This is a genomic window from Janthinobacterium sp. GW460-12-1-14-LB5 (genome assembly GCF_059423585.1).
This window is the reverse complement of record NZ_JBWKYD010000010.1, coordinates 23349-43027: the sequence shown is the minus strand read 5'-3', so window position 1 is coordinate 43027 and position 19679 is coordinate 23349. Positions and strand designations below refer to the sequence as shown.

The following is a 19679-nucleotide window of genomic DNA, read 5'->3' as shown; positions in this document are numbered from 1 at the left end:
GCCAAGACACAGGAAAAGAGAGATGGAGGACTTGCTGCCGTATTTCGAGCGCGAGCTGGTGATGTTGCGGCGGCATTGCCGCGAGTTTGCCGAACGCTATCCGAGAATCGCCGGCAAATTGCACATGTCCGGCGAGTCGTGCGAAGACCCGCACGTGGAACATTTGATCGAATCGGTGGCCATGCTGGCGGCACGCATCTCGAAACGGCTCGATGACGACTATCCGCAATTTACCGAAGCCCTGTTCGAAGCCCTGTTCCCGCATTATCTGCGCCCCGTTCCATCCTGCAGCATCGTGCGCCATTGCGCCCCAGCGGCTGGCGCGGGCGTCTTGCACCTGCCGGCCGGCAGTGAAATGGATGCAGCGCCCGTGCGCGGCGTGCGCTGCCGCTTCAAGACGGTCTATGACCTGACGACCGGCGCATCGGTACTGGACAGCGCCGTTTTCGATGCGATGATCAAGGCGCCGCCGGGCTTGCGCTTGCCAGTATCGGCCAGTTCCTCGCTGAACATCGGCCTCCGGCATCTCGGTGCGGCACCCGCATCGCTGCGCGTCTTCATCGATGGCGAAGCTTCTTTTTGCGCCGCATTGCGCGATGCCTTGTTCATGCAGACAGTCTGCGCTTTTGTGTCGACCGAGGCGGCGCAATGGACGGCATTGCCCGCCGTGCCGTTGACGCCCGTCGGCTTCGCCGACACGGATGCCTTGCTACCTTTTGGCGCCCGTTCGCAGCCTGCCTACCGCATCCTGAGCGAGTATTTTGCGTATCCGGAAAAATTCAATTTCTTTGACATCGATGTCGCGGCGCTGGGCGCGGCCCTGCCGCCAGCTTGCCAGCGCTTCACCCTGCATCTGTGCATGGCCGGTTTGCGGCCCGATTCCGCCGCGGCCCGCATGTTGTCCAGCATTTCCAGCGAAAACCTGAAGCTGGGCTGCAGTCCGGCGGTCAATCTCTTCCGCCAGGAAGGCGTACCGATCTCCGTCACCCGGCAGAAAACCGACTACTCCGTGCTGGCACATGCCACCCATGCGCATGGCTACGAAGTCGTCACTGTCGATGCGGTGCGTTTGCTGCGCCAACGGGGAGGCGAAAGCACGCTGAGCGAATTTCGCCCCCTGTATAGCCTGCGCCATGGCGAGGGGCCGGCGCAACAAGGCCATTACTGGATCATGCGCCACGATACGGCGTTGGCCATCAAGAGCCCTGGTCACGAAAAGAAAATTTCGCTGGTCGATGGCGACTTCCATCCACTGATCCATGAAAAGGCCAGCCTGTCGCTGTCGCTGACATGCAGCAACCGCGATCTTCCCTTGGCACTCAAATATGGCCAGCCGCAAGGAGACCTGCAGCCATGCGCTGGCGGGCCGGCACTGCACATGCTGCGGCGTCCCAGCCAGCCGCGCCGCTTTTCACCGGGCGCGGGCCTGCACTGGCGCCTGATTTCGCACCTGGCGCTGAATCATCACGCGCTGGTCCAGGAGGGCCTGCCGGCGCTGCGCGAAATGCTGACGCTGTATGACCTGTCCCAATCGGCCACCTCGCAGCGCCAGATCGGCGGCATTGTTGCATTGGCTCACGCGCCGACTACGACATGGCTGCGGCACAGGCGCGGCACCTCGCTGGCGCACGGCGTGGAAGTGCGCATCACGCTGGACGAAGAAGCCTTTATCGGCAGCGGCATGCACCTGTTTGTGCAGGTGATCGATCACTTCCTTGGCCTGTATGTGCAAATCAACAGTTTCATTGAACTGGTGGTGCTGTCACTGCAAAGCGGAGAGGAGCTGATCCGATGCAAACCAAGAAGCGGATTGCAGAATCTGGTGTAGTCCAACACTTGTTCGCCGAGCCGTACCGCTATCAGTTCGTGCAGGCGGTGCGTATTCTGCTGTGCTGGCTACGTCAGCAGAACGTGTCCCATGCACAAGCCTTCGGCCAGGTGCTGCGCTTCAGAAACAGCCTGTCCTTGAGTTTTCCGGCCAGTGAAATCGAGCGGCTCTCGCTCGACGAGAATGAACAGCTGATCCTGATACCGGCGTTCATGCGCTTTCTGGGCGTCGGCGGCACCTTGCCCTTGCATCACTCGGAACGCATCGCCGCCTACCGCTTGTCGAGCAAGGACGCCGGCGTCTCGGCCTTCCTCGAGATCTTTTCGCACCGCATGGTCGCGCTGTATTACCAGGCGTGTGAAAAGTATCGGCTGGAATCCATGCTCCAGACCCAGGCAAAAGACGAGCAACTACTGTTGTTGTCGGCACTGGCCGGCGTGCAGCGCGATGCGCTGCCGTCAAGCGGCGAAGCCGGCGCCGTGACGCAGGACGTGGCGGCCTGGTACGCGGGTCTGCTGCGCTGCCGCCCCGTCTCCGCGCAAGCGATAGGCCCCGTGCTGGCCGAGTACTGCGGCGTCCCCGTCGCCCTGCAACAATTTGTCGGTGGCTGGGACTATCTGGAAAAAGACCGGCGCAGCCTGCTGGGCAGTGTCAACTTTACGCTGGCGCGCGGCGCAACCGTGGGCCTGCGGCTGTGGCGCCAGGACATGCGCATCTGCCTGCATATCGGCCCGCTGGATCCGGCCGGCCTGCAGCGCTTCCTGCCGCGCAGCGCAGGTGCGGCGGCACTGGCAAAGATGCTGGCGCTGTTTGGCGTCCCGGACTTGCAATATGAAGTGCGGCTGATACTGAGCCCGCCGTGCATCGGGCCCCTGCTCCTGAGCGCCAGCCCTTCAGAAAGACGGCGCCTGGGCTGGACGACGTTCTTGCAGACGGCGCAAGGCAAGGTGCGCGGCGCCGAAGTGCGTTATTTGCTGCAGCTGGATTGAACAATTCATCTCTGGAAAGCGAGGCAAGCATGAAACATGCGGGACGCGGCGTCATCCGGCTCGGAGACGCAACCGATCACGGCGGCAAGGTCACCAGCGCATCGTCGGGCAGCACCGTGATGGGGAAGACGGCGGCGCTGGCCGACGACACAACCTTCTGCCCCAAGTGCAAGGGCAGCTTCCCCATCACGCCGGACGGCGCCGGCGCAAAACACATGGGCAAGCCGTACGCCTATGACGGCGATGCCACCGCCTGCGGTGCCCGCCTGATCACATCGCTATAGCGGAGGCCGGCCATGCATGCAAGCACACAGGCGGCGCTATCGGTCTTCGACCTCGCCGCGCAAGAGCGGCGCCTGCTGAAAATCGAGTTCCCCCATGACGATGGGCCAGCCGGCGCCATCCTGCTGGTCAATTCGCTGTCTGCCAGGGAAGAAGTATCGCGCGACTTCCGTTTCGAAGCCGAGCTGCTGTCGGACGACGCGCACATCGCGCTCAAGGCCATGATGGGCCGCATGGTGACCATTTCCATGGTGCGCGACGATGGCACGCTGCGCCACTTTAACGGCTATGTGGGCGAGTTTTGCCTGCTGCGCGCCGACGGCGGCTTTGCCTGGTACCGCATGGTGCTGCAACCATGGCTGGCCTTTGCCCGGCTGCGCCAGGACAACGTCTCCTTTCATGGCCAAAGCGTGATGCAGCTGACCGAAACAACGTTTGCGCACTACGGGCAGCGCGACTGGAAAACCAACATCCATGGCGACGATCCGCAGATCACCTGCGCCAACCAGCACAATGAAACCGACTACAACCACCTGCACCGGCGCTGGGAAGCCCTTGGCTGGCATTACTGGTACGAGCACCGTGCCGATGGCCATACCTTGTGGCTCGCAGATAACAGCACCCTGGCGGACATGATCGCCACGGCATCCGGCGACGGCGCCATACGTTTCCACTCCGAGTCGGGTTCCCTGGAGGACGATGGCTTGCAACAATGGCAAGCCGTGCGCCGGATCGGCTCCGGGCAGCTGACCTTGGCCAGTTTCGACTATAAGAATCCGCAGCCACGCCTTGCCAGCGGCTACTCGCTGAATCGCCAGGGCGACGTATTTGCCCACGAACTGTATGAAAACACGGGCGCCTATGGCTACAAGAATGTCGATGATGGGGAATCCCTGGCACAGCGCCGCATGGAAGAAAGCGACCATCTGCGCCAGTATTTCGAGGCGGCAGGCAATCACCGTGGCGCACAGCCCGGCCTTTGTTTCCGGCTCGATGGGCATTTCAGCGCCGAGGAAAAACGCTATCAGCCTGGCCAGGAGCGCCCAGACAGTATTGCCGAACGCGAATACCTGATCCTGTCAGCCGAGCATATCGCCAGCAATAACTATCAGGCAGGCCCCAGCGCGCCATCGGATTATGCGAACACGCTCGTATGCGTGCGGCGGGACATCCGCTGGCGGCCGGGCCGCGGCTACAACAGCACGCCATGCATCGTCGCCGGCGTGCAGACGGCGCTGGTGGTCGGGCCGGCCGGGGAAGAAATCCATACCGACGCCCTGGGACGCATCCGCCTGCAATTTCACTGGGACCGCCTGGGTACATTCGATGAACGCAGCTCGCCATGGATAAGAGTCATGATGCCGATGGCGGGAGCGCAAATGGGACAGATCGCCTTGCCCCGCGTGGGCCAGGAAGTGGTCGTGCAATTTCAGGACGGCAATATCGACCATCCCATCGTCATCGGCGTGGTCTACAACAGCGCCAATCCGCCGCCGTGGCAACTGCCTCAGCAGCGCGCGCTGTCCGGCGTGCGCAGCCGCGAACTGGGCGCCCGCAGCGCCAACCATCTGGTGCTCGACGATACCAAGGGCGCGATCCAGGCACAGCTGCGCAGCGAACACCAGGACAGCCGGCTTTCCTTGGGCAACATCACGCGCATCGACGACAATGCCGGCCGCAAGGAAGCGCGCGGCGCGGGTTTTGAATTGGCCAGCAATGCCTGGGGCGCCCTGCGCGCCGCCAAAGGCATGCTGATCACCACAGAAACATCAGCAGGAAATGGATCGGTCAAACAGCTCGACGAAACGCAGTCCCGCCTGGCGCAGGCACGCCAACTGCACGAGGGACTGGCCGGCATGGCCGTCGACGCAGGCGCGCAAGACAGTACCGCACAGCAAGGCGCCGTGGCCGACGCCATCCAACGGCAAAACGCCGCCATCAAGGGCAGCGGCGGCGACTTCCCGGAACTGTCCGAACCACATTTGCTGCTGGCCAGCCCGGCAGGCATCGAACTGAGCACGGCCCAGTCCATCCACCTGGCCGCCAGCGAGCATGTGGCGCTCACCAGCAGCAAGCATATTTCACTCGCCAGCGGCGACAGCATGTTTGCCAGCATCGCCAAAACCTTCAACCTGTTCGTGCACAAGGCCGGCATGAAACTGATCGCGGCCAGCGGCAAGGTAGCCATCCAGGCCCAGAACGACGAGGTGGAAATCCTCGCCCGGAAAGTACTGTCGCTGATCAGCGAAGCGGACTGGGTCGACATCAAGGGCAAGAAAGGAGTGCGCCTGCACGGCGCCAACCACATGCTGGAAATCAGCGACAAGGTGCAGTTCTTCACCTCCTCACCCGTGCTCTTCAACGGCAACCTGGAAACCCTGGCGCCGAAGAGCGTGTCGCAGGAATTCAATGACCGGCCACACAGCAGTTTTGACCAGGAGGTCCTGCTGGTGAATACCGACGATACGCCAGCCGTTGGCCTTGCTTTTGAAATTCTGCGCGATGACGGCAACGTGGCCGGAAAAAGCGCCGAAGACGGTTCCACGCAACTACAAAAATCCACGGGCATGGACAGCTATGTGATTCGATACAAGGGAGAACTGCCATGAGCAAATGTGATGACTTGAATAAGCGCGGCAATCATCCTGCAAAATTTAGTCAGGGCGTGGGAGGGTGGGCGGAACTTGCCGTTTCGATGACGGAAACGAAAGATACCGCGCGACACGACGTCACCGTGCCGCCAGGCAAAGTCATTCCTGTCATCTTCCTGCCAGGCGTGATGGGGAGCAATCTGCGGATGAGCAGGGTTCGCCAAGAAGAATTGCGCCGTCCAGACAATCGGGCTTGGCGGCCAGACGATATGATGGGGGCAGGAGGCAAGGCCGCTGTCCTCACAAGCAATGGCCTGGGTGGCTGGTTCAAAGATGCGTCGCCACGGCAGCGTCAATTGGTGTTCGATCCCACAGAAACCGAAGTCGAGTATTACCACTATACCGAGAGCAACAGCCGCTTCGATCCAGATGGTGCGGAAACCAAAGCCGCAGATGCGCGGCATCAAAATGTGCCAGATAGTCTTTTCCCCATCCCACCCTTGATTGGATCCTATGGAATATCTCCAGGAACGGGACCATTGCAAGCTCAAGCACGCGCCCGTCAAAGTCCCGCCCAAATAGCACGCTGGCGCGGGTGGAGTGAGGTGCTTTTCGACGGCGCATACGGAACCATGTTGCGCACCACAGAGCAGCATCTAAACAATATGATTTCCAATGGAGAAGTACATCCGTTCTGGCACAGGAGAAGTGGCCTTGGTGCCATGCTAATGCAAGACCCAACAACTTTTGGTGCGTCATCTGGCAAGGCCATTAATGTCAACGACTTGAAGAAAATTTCGCCCTGTTGGTATCCCGTGCACGCGATGGGCTACAACTTCATAAAGAGCAATGGTGAATCTGCTATCACCATTGCAGAGAGAATACGCGGCCTAGTCAAAGGCTACAAAAAACGCGGATTCAAATGTAGTGAAGTCATTCTCGTCACGCACAGCATGGGTGGTTTGCTGGCCAGGGCGTTGATACACCCCTGCTATGGAAATATGCTTGACGATAAGGATGTGAAAATCCTCGGCATTTATCACAACGTGATGCCGACCATTGGCGCCGCAGGAGCGTATAAACGCATGCGTTTTGGTTTTCAGGAAAGAGAAGGTTCCATTGCCGAAATAGAGGCCAGTATTCTAGGAATCAATGGTGTACATGCTACCGCCATTCTGGCTAACGCACCGGCGCCATTGGAAATGATGCCAGGCGTGGCATATGGCCAGAATTGGCTGAAAATTGTAGATGCACAGGATAAAATCTTATGGAGCTGGCCTCGCGATAAGGCCACTGCACTGGAAAGCATTTACCTTCAGCAACCCACCGCGTGGTGGCGACTAATCAATCCAAACTGGGTAAATCCGGCACGCATATCATCTGATAATGGAGGCGGCTTAGAAATGGTAATGAACCGATTAAAATTAGCCGCAGAATTTCTATCATCCATAGAAAAAACATTTCACCCTAACACTTATGCAAGCTATTGCGCATCGAGGAATTTCTTAAGTTATGGTGATGTCGTATTTAAATTAATTGACGGTCTGCACAGCGGCTCTAACGATCCATGGAATAAATTTGAGCCGCTACCTGAAAAATGGAAATTACTTGAAGATGATAGCAAGGGGCAACTCCTCGTCCAAGCTGGAGGGAAACGCTTAAAATTGCAGCTACAGCCAGCTAGTGCACGCGGTGACGGAACCGTACCATCAGATCGTTCTGCTCAACACATCACGGGTACATTGTTCGTACACGGCATGGCGGCAGCGACTGGTTATGAACACCAGAATAGTTACGCCGATTTAAATGTACTCGCATCTATGCTTTATTCTATCGTCCAAATTTCCAAAAAAGCAAAGTGGGATTAAATCATGTGGAATAAAACTAAAATGAAGAAAATTTCAATCATCACATTTGTGATGATCACATTTATTTCCGGATGCACACAAAAAAATTTAGATAAGGAACTCCAGATGCCTGACAATTTAAAAATTAGCAAACGTCTTGAAGTACTTTTTCTAAAAACAAAAATTGTCTGTTTCGGACGTTACGCTATAGAAATCCCAAAGGAGGCCGAATTGATATACGGGAATATATCATCCCCGTCAAGAATTGAAGTTATAAAAGGCGGAATTTTTGCAAAAGATGAAAAAATAGCAGAAGACATAAGAAAAATAAAGATGAATAGCCAGTCTTCTGAAATCATATCCAACGAAAATGGCCCCATAGAAAATAGCTGGCAATTTCGCTATTTTGACAATAAATTTTCCAAAGAAGATGGCAATGTTTTATTCAGTACGTATGTCAACAAAGGAGATATCACATTCGTTCTTACCGGCTCCATCCCCAGAGGTGGAACGGTTAAAAGTGCGGCTACCACACAGTTAATGCGCGCGAATAGTCTGCGCCTGCGTCACCAAGATGAAATTCCTACCGAACCCGGTCATTGTTTAGAAGGTGGTTTCATGAGCGACAACAAGTATGACAATCAAGAAATGGCGGACGCAGGTCTGTATTTTCCCAGCCTGCCAGACGTAACATTTTCCATCACTGCGAATAAAGATGCCTACGGCGATTATCCTCCTGCCGAATATGATGCAAAAGTACGCGGGAAATTATCATTACTTGCTCGCATCCAGGAAGCGAAAGACCAGCAAGGCAAGAACTACCCTCCTCGTACTCTGCTACGCGAAGGCAAGCGTGACGTGCAGCATTGGCATGGCGAGGAATCGTTGATACGGCGTACCGATGGCGTGCATGATTTTGAATGGACGCTGGTCGGTACGCCGCGCGATATCGCCTATCCAGCGGTATTGGAGGCATCCATGTACACCAAAGTCGCCCACAACATGGTCGGCGCCGCCGAAGCCGCGTCGCTGACCGACGAAGAGGCGATCGCCTTGTGGGACAAGCTGCTGTCGGGCCTGAAGTTCCGGGTGAAAGTGCCGGGTGCGCCGCCGGGTTCGTATTACATCGATCCGGACAAGCCGGCGCAGTGACAATTGACAAACTCATGCTGGCGCCGTGCCAGCCATTGCGCTAGCATGCTCCTTTTGCCCGGAAAGCCGCCATGCCCATCACCCTGCGCCCCGCCCTGCCCGACGATATCGATGCCCTGTGGGCCCTGCGCACGGTGGCCGTGCGCGTCAGCTGCGCCACGCATTATGCGCCGGAGCAAATAACTGTTTGGACAGCTACGCCCGTGCCGGCATCGTATGCGGCCATGCTGGCTGCCGGCGGCGGCATCGTGGCGATGCAGGACGAGGCCATCGCCGGCTATGCCATGCTCGATGCGGACAAGCAGGAAGTCGATGCCGTATTCGTCGATCCCGCCCACGGGGGACTCGGTATCGGCAAGCGCCTGCTGGCGGCGCTGGAGCAGCTGGCGCGCGGCCGCGGCATCGCGCGCCTGCACCTGTCCGCCTCGCTCAATGCGGAACCGTTTTACCGGGCCGCCGGTTTTGTTGCCTTGCGCGCAGAAGCGTATGCGCATCCCAGCGGCATCAGCCTGGCCAGCGTGGCGATGGAAAAGGAGTTGACGCCCGCCTGAACCTTCAGTCAGGCACCGCGCCTGCCTCGGACTCGGCCAGGCATTGCTGCAGCTTCGCGATCAGGGCGCGCACTTCGTCGTCGCCCAGGTCCAGCGGGTCGCCCTGCGCGCCGACGGCGATCAGGCAGATGGCCGAACCGTCGTACCACGCGTCCAGGCGATCCTTGCCTTCACTCATATTGTTCTGCCTCATGTTGCAAATCCCTCAGTAAATCGCCAGGCGCCGCGATGGCGCCCGCTCCTTGCGGCACGGGAAAGACGGACGCCAGCTGCAAGTTGCCCGCCATGCCGGGCAGCCACCTGGCCAAAAAATCGCCGAGCGCGATGGCGCGCGGCTGGAAATGTTCCCACTCGCCGCCGGCGCACGCTTGCGCGTATGCCGCTTCCGGCCAGAATGGTATCGCCACCTTGCCATGGGCTTGCGCCGTGGCCCAGCCGTCGTGGTGCAAGCCCCACACCTCTTGCGTATCAGCCACCTTGCGCACAAAGTAAGCATGGCGTTCGGCGGACGGCAGGCCCATCACCTGCTTGAACTTTTCAGGATGCACGGTTTTCCCCTACCGCGTCCCATACCCGCAGCTGCGGCGCGCACCAGCCCGTCACGATGTCGAGGGCATCCAGTATCACGTCTTCCCGCGCCTCATCCTGCGCGCCGTCCTGCGCAGACGCGCGCAATTCCTGCAGCAAGCCGGCCACTTGTTCCGCCGTCGCGCCGCCAGCCTTGTAGCGCAGCAGGATGGCGCGCAGCGTCAATAGCCCTGCCCTGGCATCGAGCGCGGCCAGCAATTCCCTGTCGATGTCGGAGATGATGGTGTGCGGCATGTCAATCCGCCTCCCACGCGATGGCGGCCGGCCGCGCGCCGCCTGTCTTGAAGAACGCGATGAAGGCGCGCTGGCATTGTTCCACATCAATGCACCACGCTTCCGGATACTCGTCCACCTGACCGTTCGACAGCAGGTAGCTGCAGGCACCGTCCGCCTCCTCGTCGCCCAGCGAGTGAAAACTCAGGTCATCCTGCCCCGACAGGTACATCAGCCAGGCGTTGCCGCCATTGCGCAGCATGCACAGGGCCGGGCCCTGTTCCGCATCGCTCGCCATGGTCAGCCACAGCTCGCACTGCGCCAGCGCGCGCGCTTCCTGCAGCATTTGTTCCAGCGCAAGGATATTGTCAACGGCGCGCGCCTCGCCATGCAAGTTCAATTCCATCGTCATGTTTTGCTTCCGCTCAAATCGTTCATCGCCAGCGCCGTGCTCAGGTACAGCTTGCCGCTCAGGTCTTGCAATAAACTGCTCTGGCGCAAACGGTCCATCACGGGCCCCTTCACTTCGGCCAGGTTCAGGCTGATGCCGCGCTTGGCCAGTGTGCTGTTGAGTTCGATCAAGCCCAGCAAGGCCGTGCTGTCGATCTGGTTGACGGCCGACAAGACCAGCACCAGGTGGCGCGCCGTCGGGTGGCCCCGCAGCTCGTCTTCCACGCGCTCCGTGACGGCTTCGACGTTGCCGAAGAACAGGCCAGCATCGATGCGCAGCAGCAAGACGTCGGGCAGGGTTTGCGCCTCGTAGCGCTCCACGTTGCGGAAGTGCTCGCTATTCGGGATACGGCCCAGCACGGCGATATGCGGGCGGCTGGCGCGCCAGATCAAGGTCCCCATCGACAGCAGCACGCCGATCACCACGCCCGCTTCCACGCCCAGCACCAGCACGCCGGCCGTCGTCGCCAGCAGGGCCAGCGCATCGCTGCGGTCGTAGCGCCACGACAATTTCAAGGTATCCCAGTCCAGCAGGCTGCTGACGGCAAAGATGATGGTGGCGGCCAGCACGGGCAGCGGCAACAGGGCCAGCCAGCCCGTGGGCGCCACCAGCGCCAGCGCCAGCAAGCCCGCCGTGATGATGCTGGCCAGCGGCGTGTTGGCGCCCGCCTGGAAATTGACGGCCGAGCGGGAAATGGAACCGGTGACGGGAAAGCCGCCCGACAGCGCGCTGGCCACGTTGGCCGCGCCCAGGCCCAGCAGTTCCCGGTTCGTGTGCAGTTTTTCGCCGCGCTTTTGCGCCAGGGTCTGGGCCGCGGACATGCTCATCAGGAAGACGATGAAGGCGATCAGCAGCGCCGGCGACAGCAGGGTGCGCCAATGGGCGCCGGACGTGGCCAGGTTCAGGCCCGGCAAGCCGCTGGGCACGTGGCCCGTCGTCTGCACGCCCATCGCTTCCAGGCCGCCATAGGCGACGAGGGCGATGCCGGCCAGCACCAGCGCCATCGGCGCCAGGCGCGCGCCCACGTCGGCGGCGACTTTATTCAAGCCGCAGCGCTGCAACAGCCGCGAAGCATAGCGCTTGGCCAGCCACAGGAACAGCAGGCCGGACAGCCCCAGCACGAGGCTGGGCGTGTGCCAATGGGGGAGCGTTGCGCCCAGCAGGGGCGTGATCTGGCCCCAGATGATCAGGATGGCGGCGCCATTGCTGAAACCGCTGATCACGGGGCGCGACAAAAAGCTGGCCATGAAGCCCAGGCGCAGCACGCCGCACAGCAGCAGGACGAGGCCGCTGATGAAGGCCAGCTGGGCGGCCAGCACGATGTACAGCGAGGAACCGGGGTCGGCCAGCGGCGCCAGGGCCGCGGCCGTCATCAGCGAAACGATGGCCATGGGGCCCACCGATTGCGTCATGCTGCTGCCGAACAAGGCATACAGCACGGGCGGCAAGATGCTGGCGTAGATGCCCACCACGGGCGGCAAGCCGGCCACCAGGGCGTAAGCCATGCCTTGCGGCACCATCATCATGGCGACAACGATACCGGCAGTGATGTCCCCGGCCAACAGAGGACGCCGGTATTGCCTGAGCCAGAGCAGCATGATGAAATCCCAAAATCTGAAAACCGAAGCCTATCATGCGACGAGGCCGGCTGACAGGGGGATATGCTCAGTCTGGCAGCAATTGCGCCTTCACGGCGTCGAGGATTTCCGCCGACAGCGCCTCGTCATCGATTGCGCGTGCCAGCACCATGGCGCCCACCATGGCGGCAAACGTGGTGATCGCCTGCTGGCGCTGCCGCTCCTGTGTACCATCCGGGGCGCCGTCGGGCAGCAAGCCCTGCAGCAAGGCAAACTGCTGCCGCGTGGCTTGCGTGAACGCGGGACGCGCGCCGGGCGACATGCGCGCCACGTCGACGCCCATGGCCGCCGCCGGGCAGCCGCCGCCGGGCTGGTCGCGGTGGCGGGTGCTCAGGTAGCTATCGACAATGGCCGGCAACGCCCGCTGCGGGTCGCTGGCGATCTTCGCCCGCCAGCCTTCCAGCGACTTATTCAAGGCATGCTGGCACGCTTCGATCATCAAGTCTTCCTTGGACGCAAAATGGCCATAGAAGCCGCCATGCGTGAGACCCGCGTTCTTCATCAGGTCGGCCACGCCGATGCCGTCATAGCCCTTTTCGCGGAACAACCTGGCCGCCGTTTCGACGATGCGTTCGCGGTTCAGCGCCGCCTGCTCCCTGCTCACTTTCATGCTGTCCTCCCATATTTATGTCAATCATCATATAACTTTGCGCCTGTTTGCGCCACTCTGTTAGCAAGCGCACCGTTTGATGGGGGCGCCGCGCCGATACTGGATCTTCGTTTCCAGGGAGGCCAGCATGAACGAGAACAAGGACCAGTCCGCCGGTAACTTGCAGCGCGCCGTCCAGCAGGAGCAGGATGGCCGCGATGCGGCAGCAACAGGCAAGCGGGACAGCAAGCCCCCCGTGCAGACGGGCCAGCGCAGCCAGCCGACGCCGCCCCTGCCCGCCCAGCACCTGGACAAGCCAGGCATCGAAGCGCAGATGGCATTGAAACCGCGCTTCCTGGCGCCCGACTATTGCGGCAGCGGCAAGCTGGCCGGCATGGTGGCCGTCATCACGGGCGGCGATTCGGGCATCGGCCGCGCCGTGGCCGTCCTGTACGCGCGCGAAGGGGCCGATGTCGCCATCATTTACCTGAACGAACACGCGGACGCCAACGAAACCAAGCGCTACGTGGAAGCGGAAGGCCAGAGCTGCCTGTTGATTGCCGGCGACGTGCGCGACCAGGGCTTTTGCCAGCAAGCCGTCAGCCAGGTGCTGGAACGTTTCACGCACATCGACGTGCTGGTGAACAACGCCGCCTTCCAGGAACACGCGGAATCGCTGCTCGACCTGAGCGAGGAACGCTTCGACCTCACCATGAAAACCAATGTCTACGGCTACTTTCACATGGCCAAGGCCGTGCTGCCCCACTTGCAGCGGGGCGCGGCCATCATCAACACGGGTTCCGTGACGGGCTTGCAGGGCTCGAAACACCTGCTCGACTATTCCACCACCAAGGGCGCCATCCATGCGTTTACCATGGCGCTGGCCGGCAACCTGCTCGACAAGGGCATCCGCGTCAACGCCATCGCCCCGGGGCCCGTCTGGACGCCGCTCAATCCGGCCGATAAAACGCCGGAAGAAATCCGGCAATTCGGCGCCGACACGGACATGCGCCGTCCGGCCCAGCCAGAGGAACTGTCGCCCGCCTACGTCTTTTTAGCCTCGCCCGCCTGTTCCAGCTACATCACGGGCATCGTCCTGCCCGTCACCGGCAGCGTGGGAGCATAAGCGATGGCGCGCGCACTGTGGAAAGGCGCCATCAGCTTCGGCCTCGTGCACATCCCCGTCGAGCTGATTTCAGCCAGTCTTGACCATGAACTGGACTTGTCCATGCTGGACCGGCGCGACTTCGCGCCCATCGGCTACAAGCGCTACAACAAGCAGACGGGTGAGGAAGTCGAGTGGGACGACATCATCAAGGGCTATGAATACAAGACGGACGAATACGTGGTGCTGTCCGACGAGGATTTAAGGCAGGCGAACGTGAAGGCCACGCAAACCATCGACATAGACACCTTTGTCGACGCGGCCGAGGTGCCGCTGACCTTTTACGCGCACCCGTACTACGTGCTGCCCGCCAAGGGCGGCGAGAAAGTCTATGCGCTGCTGCGCGAAACCTTGCGCAAGGCCAATAAAGTGGCTATCGCCAGCGTAGTCATGCGCACCAAGCAGCATCTGTGCGCGCTCGTTTGCGTGGGCGACGCCATCGTGCTCAACACCTTGCGCTACGCCGATGAGCTCCGCCCCACGGACGACCTGGACTTGCCCGCCAGCACCCTGAAGGCGGCGGGTATTTCCGACAAGGAACTCAAAATGGCCCTGTCCCTGGTGGAAGGCATGAGCGAAGCGTGGGAACCGGAGCAATACCACGACAGCTACCGCGAAGACGTGCTGGCGCTGGTCAAGAAGAAAATCAAGGCGAAACAGACCAAGACCATCACCGCGCCCGCGCCCGCGCCGGAAGAAGAGCACGGCAGCAACGTGATCGACCTGGTCGCCCTGCTGCAGCAAAGCCTGGGCAAGAAGGCGCCCGCCGCGCCGGCCCGCAAGCGTCCTGCCTCGTCCGCCGCCCGCAAAACGGCGTCCGCCAGGCGCAAGGCGGCCTGAGGCACGCCCCACGCCGCCGAGAATAGTCAATACTATAAATGCATTGACTTTGATCAAGCTTCTCGCTACGTTATGCACAGGCCTGCCAGCCGGCAAGCCCTGTCTCGCGTGCGGAAAAAAATGGATGCCGAGTTAGATCAGCTTATCCTCAGCGGCGCCCCTGGCGGCGTCGTCATCACGAACGAAGAGCATGCCGTCGTGCGCTGGACGGTGGGTGCCCAGCGCATTTTCGGCTATGCGAGCGACGAGGCGCTGGGACGCACGCTATGGGAACTGATCTCGCTGCCGGGACAAGCCGAAGCGGCCCTGCTGATCGACGAACAGCTGACGCTGCACGGCAGCTATGACCGCGAATCGCTGCGGCGGCGCAAGGATGGCGAACTTATCCACGTCGATGTGGCATGCCAGACCGCACAGGCCGGGGCGGACGGCCCCCGCTACCTGATTTCCACCATGAAGGACACGACCTTGCTGAAGGCGGCGCGCGACGCCCAGTTCGTCGAGGTGCGCTACCGCGTGCTGTTCGAATCGACGCCGGACAGCGTCATCATGGTCAATGCCACGGGCGCCATCGTGCTGGCCAACCAGCAGGCACAGCGCCTGTTCGGCTACGCGGAAGGCGAATTGAACGGCAGGCAAATCGATAGCCTGCTGCCGCAACGCCTGCGCCATTCGCACGTGGCGCACCGCGCGCGCTATTTCGACCAGCCGCGCACGCGCACCATGGGCGCCGACCTGGAATTGCTGGGTTTGCGCAAGGACAACGTCGAGTTCCCCGTCGAAATCAGCCTGTCGCCCATCCAGACGGAGATCGGCACCTTCGTTATCAGCGCCATCCGCGACGTCAGCGACCGCCGCCGGGCCGAACAGAAGTTCCGCGGCTTGCTCGAATCGGCGCCGGACGCCATCGTCATCGTCAACGGCGACGGCGAGATCGTGCTCGTCAACTCGCAGACGGAACGCCTGTTCGGCTACTCGCGCGCGGAGTTGCTCGGGCGCAATGTGGAAGTGCTGATCCCGGCCCGCTACGCGCACGACCATCCGCGCCACCGCCATGCATTTTCCACGGCGCCGCGGGCCCGTTCCATGGGTGCGGGCCTGGAACTGTACGGCTTGCGCCGCGACGGCACCGAGTTTCCTGTCGAAATCAGCCTGTCGCCGCTGGAAACGGACGAAGGCGTGCTCGTGTCATCGGCCATCCGCGACATCTCCGAGCGCAAGCGCATCGAACGCACGCTCAACGAACAGAAAGTCGAACTCGAGCGGGCCAGCCAGGCGAAAGACCGTTTCCTCACCAGCATGTCGCACGAACTGCGCACGCCGCTGAACGCCATCCTCGGCTTTGCCCAGCTGCTGGCCAACGAATCCCTGCCCGCGACCGTGCTGCAAAAACGCACCTTCGTGCAAAACATCGTCACCTCGGGCCGCCACCTGCTCACCCTGATCAATGAAATCCTCGACCTGGCGAAGATCGAATCGGGCAGCCTGAGCCTGTCGATGGAAGCGGTGACGCTGCCCGCGCTGATCGAGGAAGTGCGCGTGATGGTGGAAGAACAGGCGCAGCAGCGCCAGATCCACCTGATCTTTCCAGCCTGCGAAGCGCTGACGCTCAGGGCCGACCATACGCGCCTCAAGCAAGTGCTGCTGAACCTGCTGTCGAACGCCATCAAGTACAACCGCCCGGCCGGCAAGGTGGAGCTGGAAATCTCGCAGCCCGATGCACTGTGCGTGCGCATCGCCATCCGCGACACGGGCAAGGGCCTGGACGACGCGCAGATGGCCGAACTGTTCCAGCCGTTTAACCGCCTGGGACAGGAGGCCGGCAGCGAAGAAGGCACGGGTATCGGCCTGGTCGTCACCAAGCGCCTGGTCGAACTGATGGGCGGACGCATGGGCGTGCACAGCTGCCTTGGCGAGGGCAGCGTGTTCTGGATCGAACTCGACACCATGGCCGCGCCGCCCGAGAGCATGCCGCTGGACACGGAGGGGCTGGCCGAGCCTGCCGGCGGAGCCGGGGACGATGCCAGCGGCCAAGCCCTGCTGCTGTACGTGGAAGACAATCCGGCCAGCCTGCGGCTGGTGGAAGACATCGTCAGCTTCCTGCCCCATCTGCGCATGATCTCGGCCACCGACGCGCGCCAGGGCATCGCGCTGGCGCTGGAACGCCGCCCCGACGTCATTTTGATGGATATCAACCTGCCCGGCATGAATGGCAACCAGGCACAGCGCATCCTGCGCAACGATCCGCGCACGGCGCACATCCCCGTCATCGCGCTGACGGCCAATGCCATGAAGGGCGACATCCGGCACGGCCTGGCCGCGGGCTTTTTCCGCTACCTGACCAAACCCGTCGAGATTCCCCAGCTTAACGCCGCCATCGACGAAGCGCTGCAGCTGGCGCGCGCCACCCTGCCGTTCAAGCCGGCGGACTGAAACCGAGCTTTTGCATGGCCCCATCGATGGCCCTGGCGCTGCGCGCATAGCCAGCCCAGGGCGCATTGCCCACGTCGAGGCGGCCGTGGACGTTGCCGACATTCCACTGATCGCCCGCCTTCAGCTGGTCGAGTTCCTCCCAGGCCAGCGGCACGGAAATGCCCAGCCCCGAGCGCGTGCGGGCCGACCACGCGCATACGGTGGTGGCGCCCCGGCCATTGCGCAGATAATCGATGAAAATCTTGCCGACCCGGTTAGCCGGCCCGCTTTTCAGCACAAAACGCTGGGGAATGAGCTGCGCCATGTGCGCCACGATGGCTTGCGAAAACGCCTTGACCGTATCCCAGTCGTGTTTCGGGCGGATCGGCACGACCACGTGCAAGCCCTTGCCGCCGCTGGTTTTCAGCCAGGCGGGCAAGCCCAGCTCCGTCAAAAAGGCGCGCAGCAGCACGGCCGCCTCGCGGATGGCGGGCCAGGCCACGCCCTTGCCCGGGTCCAGGTCGAACACCAGGCGGTTCGGCGTGTCGTAGGCGCTCGCCAGCGCGTTTTGCGTGTGAAATTCCACCACATTCCACTGCGCCGCCGACAGCAAGCCCTGTACGCTGCCCACTTCCAGCATGGAAGCATGCACGGGATCGAGGCCGGGATCGAGCTGTTTGACGCCGGGCATGGTGGACGTGTCCGCATGCTTCTGGAAAAACAATTCTCCGCCCACGCCGGCCGGCGCGCGCACCAGCGACACGGGGCGCCCGCGCAAATGCACGAGCATCAGCTTGCCCACCAGCGCGTAATAACGCACCAGGTCGATCTTCGTGGCGCCGCTGTCCCGGTCGATCACCCTGTCCGCGTGGCTGACCTTGAAACTGGCCGGCAGGACGCTGTCCGCCGCCTCATCGTGCTTGCCCATGCTCTTCTCCCTGGTCCAATCGCTTCGCTGTGGCCGCTCCCGCACGATGGCGGCCGGCTGTTTGTCCTGGCGCAAGCCGTGAAACACGGCGTGGCGCACGGCGCCGCCGCTGGTCCATTGCGCGAAGCTCACTTCGGCCACCAGCTGCGGCTTGACCCAGATGGGCCGGCGCACGCCGCCCGCCTGGCCTTCAAACGGACTCGTATCAACGGTGAGCGCGCCGAGACGCTGCCGCAAGTCGCGCAAAGCCGCATCGTCAAAGCCGCTGCCCACGTTGCCCGCATAGCGCAGTTTTCCCTGGTCATCGTGCACGCCCAGCAGCAGCGACCCGATCCCTTCGCGCGCGCCTTGCGGCGCCGTATAGCCGCCGATGACGAATTCCTGGCGCAGCCCGCATTTGAGCTTGATCCAGTCGCCGGAACGCCGCGTGACGTAGGGCGAACCGCGCCGCTTGCCGATCACGCCTTCCAGCCCCAGGCGGCAGGCGTGGGCCAGCAGTTGCTGCGGCGCAGCATCGAGCGCCGCGCTGAAGCGCACCAGGGGAGAAGTTGGCAAGCGCTGCAGCAGCTGTTCCAGCAAGGCCCTGCGCGCCTCGACGGGCTGGCCGCGCAAGTCATGGCCATCGAAATACGGCACGTCGAACAGGTAATACACGATCGCGCTGGTGCTGTCCGCGTCGAACGCGCGCTGCAAGGCGCCAAAATCCGGCTGGCCGCCGGCGTCGTTGACGACGATTTCGCCGTCATACCAGCCAGGCGGCAAGCCCAGCTTTTCCAGCGCCTGCCGCAGCTGCGGCAGCTTGGCCGTCCAGTCGTTGCCATTGCGCGTCATCAGGCTGACCCGTTCGCCATCGCAACGGGCGAGCAGGCGGTAGCCGTCGAATTTCGCCTCGAAAATCCAGTCTTGCGCGTCCGGCGGCGGCGCATCGACCAGGGTGGCGAGCTGCGGCGACAGGGTGCTGGGCAAAGCGGCATCGGGCGGTGCGGCAGCCGCCTTGCGCGCGGGCAGGGCCTTGTGCTTGACGCTGGCGGGGAACTCGTCGACGACGGAAAATGCGACGGCCGGCCGGGCAAACGCGTCTTTTTCCTTGATCAGCAGCCAGGCCGGCTGCTTTTCATCCTTGCCCCGCATGCGCACCAGCACCCAGTTTCCATGCATCTTGTGGCCGTAAAGGGTGAATTTCAGCTCGCCGGCCGCCAGCGCGGCGCGCGCGTCCGGCGTGGCGGGCTGCGGCTGCCACGTGCCCTTGTCCCAGATGATGACCTTGCCTGCGCCATACTGCTTTTCGGGGATCGTGCCTTCAAAGCTGGCGTAGGCAATGGGGTGGTCTTCCACCTGCACGGCCATGCGCTTGTCGCGCGGGTCGTAGCTGGGCCCTTTCGGCACGGCCCAGCTTTTCAGCGTGCCATCGAGTTCCAGACGAAAATCGTAGTGCAAGCGGCTGGCCCAGTGCTTCTGGATCACGAAGGAGAGCCCGTCGCCCGCTTCCTCGCCGCCCTCCGCGGGCTCGGGCGTGACGGCGAAATTGCGCTTGGCTTGATAGGTTTTCAGGGCGGCTTTCATGGCGGACCCATGCGGTGACGATGGCATCGAGTCTAGTCCGCCAGGGGCTGGGG

The 19679-nt window shown here is 61.9% G+C and carries 17 protein-coding genes; 10 read left to right on the top strand and 7 right to left on the bottom strand.

Going from position 1 to position 19679, the window contains the following annotated elements; translation table 11 throughout:
• Positions 1-22: 22 nt before the first annotated feature.
• The 7 genes from tssF to AC07X6_RS12105 all read left to right on the top strand — a co-directional run bounded on the left by tssF (position 23) and on the right by AC07X6_RS12105 (position 9240).
• On the top strand, positions 23-1828 hold the full coding sequence (tssF, locus tag AC07X6_RS12135) for a type VI secretion system baseplate subunit TssF (protein ID WP_494791121.1): 1806 nt from the start codon (positions 23-25) through the stop codon (positions 1826-1828).
• Positions 1792-2817 carry a type VI secretion system baseplate subunit TssG gene (tssG, locus tag AC07X6_RS12130; RefSeq protein ID WP_230539318.1) on the top strand — a complete coding sequence of 342 codons (1026 nt, stop codon included), beginning with the start codon at positions 1792-1794 and terminating at the stop codon, positions 2815-2817. The genes tssF and tssG overlap by 37 nt, the downstream gene beginning before the upstream one ends.
• A 29-nt stretch (positions 2818-2846) precedes the next feature.
• Positions 2847-3101: a PAAR domain-containing protein gene (locus AC07X6_RS12125; RefSeq protein ID WP_070289305.1), complete on the top strand. Its 255-nt coding sequence runs from the start codon at positions 2847-2849 to the stop codon at positions 3099-3101.
• A gap of 12 nt (positions 3102-3113) precedes the next feature.
• A complete protein-coding gene (locus tag AC07X6_RS12120) occupies positions 3114-5708 on the top strand; it encodes a type VI secretion system Vgr family protein (protein WP_494791120.1) in 2595 nt (864 codons plus the stop codon).
• Positions 5705-7558: an esterase/lipase family protein gene (locus tag AC07X6_RS12115; RefSeq protein ID WP_494791119.1), complete on the top strand. Its 1854-nt coding sequence runs from the start codon at positions 5705-5707 to the stop codon at positions 7556-7558. Before AC07X6_RS12120 ends, AC07X6_RS12115 begins: the two co-directional genes overlap by 4 nt.
• A gap of 3 nt (positions 7559-7561) precedes the next feature.
• Positions 7562-8689 (top strand): T6SS immunity protein Tli4 family protein, encoded by a 1128-nt coding sequence (locus tag AC07X6_RS12110; protein WP_494791118.1) that lies wholly within the window; start codon positions 7562-7564, stop codon positions 8687-8689.
• 71 nt (positions 8690-8760) lie between these two features.
• On the top strand, positions 8761-9240 hold the full coding sequence (locus tag AC07X6_RS12105; protein WP_494791117.1) for a GNAT family N-acetyltransferase: 480 nt from the start codon (positions 8761-8763) through the stop codon (positions 9238-9240).
• Positions 9241-9244: 4 nt separating this feature from the next.
• Here the strand turns inward: AC07X6_RS12105 and AC07X6_RS12100 are convergent, their stop codons facing one another.
• The 6 genes from AC07X6_RS12100 to AC07X6_RS12075 form a co-directional block, all read right to left on the bottom strand.
• A complete protein-coding gene (locus tag AC07X6_RS12100) occupies positions 9245-9418 on the bottom strand; it encodes a hypothetical protein (protein ID WP_474291865.1) in 174 nt (57 codons plus the stop codon).
• Positions 9411-9788, bottom strand: coding sequence for a DUF2750 domain-containing protein (locus AC07X6_RS12095; RefSeq protein ID WP_494791116.1), 378 nt, complete (start codon positions 9786-9788; stop codon positions 9411-9413). The genes AC07X6_RS12100 and AC07X6_RS12095 overlap by 8 nt, the downstream gene beginning before the upstream one ends.
• Complete coding sequence (locus AC07X6_RS12090; protein WP_494791115.1) at positions 9778-10062, bottom strand: hypothetical protein; 285 nt, start codon at positions 10060-10062, stop codon at positions 9778-9780. Before AC07X6_RS12090 ends, AC07X6_RS12095 begins: the two co-directional genes overlap by 11 nt.
• A gap of 1 nt (position 10063) precedes the next feature.
• Positions 10064-10453: an Imm1 family immunity protein gene (locus AC07X6_RS12085; protein WP_494791114.1), complete on the bottom strand. Its 390-nt coding sequence runs from the start codon at positions 10451-10453 to the stop codon at positions 10064-10066.
• Positions 10450-12090, bottom strand: a complete 1641-nt coding sequence (locus AC07X6_RS12080; protein ID WP_230539309.1) for a SulP family inorganic anion transporter — start codon at positions 12088-12090, stop codon at positions 10450-10452. Before AC07X6_RS12080 ends, AC07X6_RS12085 begins: the two co-directional genes overlap by 4 nt.
• Positions 12091-12157: 67 nt before the next feature.
• Complete coding sequence (locus AC07X6_RS12075) at positions 12158-12739, bottom strand: TetR/AcrR family transcriptional regulator (protein ID WP_474291869.1); 582 nt, start codon at positions 12737-12739, stop codon at positions 12158-12160.
• Between the two features lie 127 nt (positions 12740-12866).
• Here AC07X6_RS12075 and AC07X6_RS12070 point away from each other — a divergent pair, with 127 nt between their 5' ends.
• From AC07X6_RS12070 to AC07X6_RS12060, 3 genes are all read left to right on the top strand, one after another.
• A complete protein-coding gene (locus tag AC07X6_RS12070; protein ID WP_494791113.1) occupies positions 12867-13844 on the top strand; it encodes an SDR family oxidoreductase in 978 nt (325 codons plus the stop codon).
• Positions 13845-13847: 3 nt separating this feature from the next.
• Positions 13848-14723 carry a non-homologous end joining protein Ku gene (gene ku / locus AC07X6_RS12065; protein WP_494791112.1) on the top strand — a complete coding sequence of 292 codons (876 nt, stop codon included), beginning with the start codon at positions 13848-13850 and terminating at the stop codon, positions 14721-14723.
• A gap of 120 nt (positions 14724-14843) precedes the next feature.
• Positions 14844-17156: a PAS domain S-box protein gene (locus AC07X6_RS12060; RefSeq protein ID WP_230539305.1), complete on the top strand. Its 2313-nt coding sequence runs from the start codon at positions 14844-14846 to the stop codon at positions 17154-17156.
• Here the strand turns inward: AC07X6_RS12060 and ligD are convergent.
• Positions 17140-19626, bottom strand: a complete 2487-nt coding sequence (gene ligD, locus AC07X6_RS12055; protein ID WP_494791111.1) for a DNA ligase D — start codon at positions 19624-19626, stop codon at positions 17140-17142. The genes AC07X6_RS12060 and ligD overlap by 17 nt on opposite strands.
• Positions 19627-19679 lie beyond the last annotated feature (53 nt).

Excerpts from the sequence above, each read along its gene's own strand:
- tssF (WP_494791121.1), top strand. The coding sequence starts at position 23 with ATGGAGGACTTGCTGCCGTATTTCGAGCGCGAGCTGGTGATGTTGCGG.
- tssG (WP_230539318.1), top strand. The coding sequence starts at position 1,792 with ATGCAAACCAAGAAGCGGATTGCAGAATCTGGTGTAGTCCAACACTTG.
- AC07X6_RS12125 (WP_070289305.1), top strand. The coding sequence starts at position 2,847 with ATGAAACATGCGGGACGCGGCGTCATCCGGCTCGGAGACGCAACCGAT.
- AC07X6_RS12120 (WP_494791120.1), top strand. The coding sequence starts at position 3,114 with ATGCATGCAAGCACACAGGCGGCGCTATCGGTCTTCGACCTCGCCGCG.
- AC07X6_RS12115 (WP_494791119.1), top strand. The coding sequence starts at position 5,705 with ATGAGCAAATGTGATGACTTGAATAAGCGCGGCAATCATCCTGCAAAA.
- AC07X6_RS12110 (WP_494791118.1), top strand. The coding sequence starts at position 7,562 with ATGTGGAATAAAACTAAAATGAAGAAAATTTCAATCATCACATTTGTG.
- AC07X6_RS12105 (WP_494791117.1), top strand. The coding sequence starts at position 8,761 with ATGCCCATCACCCTGCGCCCCGCCCTGCCCGACGATATCGATGCCCTG.
- AC07X6_RS12100 (WP_474291865.1), bottom strand. The coding sequence starts at position 9,418 with ATGAGTGAAGGCAAGGATCGCCTGGACGCGTGGTACGACGGTTCGGCC.
- AC07X6_RS12090 (WP_494791115.1), bottom strand. The coding sequence starts at position 10,062 with ATGCCGCACACCATCATCTCCGACATCGACAGGGAATTGCTGGCCGCG.
- AC07X6_RS12085 (WP_494791114.1), bottom strand. The coding sequence starts at position 10,453 with ATGACGATGGAATTGAACTTGCATGGCGAGGCGCGCGCCGTTGACAAT.
- AC07X6_RS12080 (WP_230539309.1), bottom strand. The coding sequence starts at position 12,090 with ATGCTGCTCTGGCTCAGGCAATACCGGCGTCCTCTGTTGGCCGGGGAC.
- AC07X6_RS12075 (WP_474291869.1), bottom strand. The coding sequence starts at position 12,739 with ATGAAAGTGAGCAGGGAGCAGGCGGCGCTGAACCGCGAACGCATCGTC.
- AC07X6_RS12070 (WP_494791113.1), top strand. The coding sequence starts at position 12,867 with ATGAACGAGAACAAGGACCAGTCCGCCGGTAACTTGCAGCGCGCCGTC.
- ku (WP_494791112.1), top strand. The coding sequence starts at position 13,848 with ATGGCGCGCGCACTGTGGAAAGGCGCCATCAGCTTCGGCCTCGTGCAC.
- AC07X6_RS12060 (WP_230539305.1), top strand. The coding sequence starts at position 14,844 with ATGGATGCCGAGTTAGATCAGCTTATCCTCAGCGGCGCCCCTGGCGGC.
- ligD (WP_494791111.1), bottom strand. The coding sequence starts at position 19,626 with ATGAAAGCCGCCCTGAAAACCTATCAAGCCAAGCGCAATTTCGCCGTC.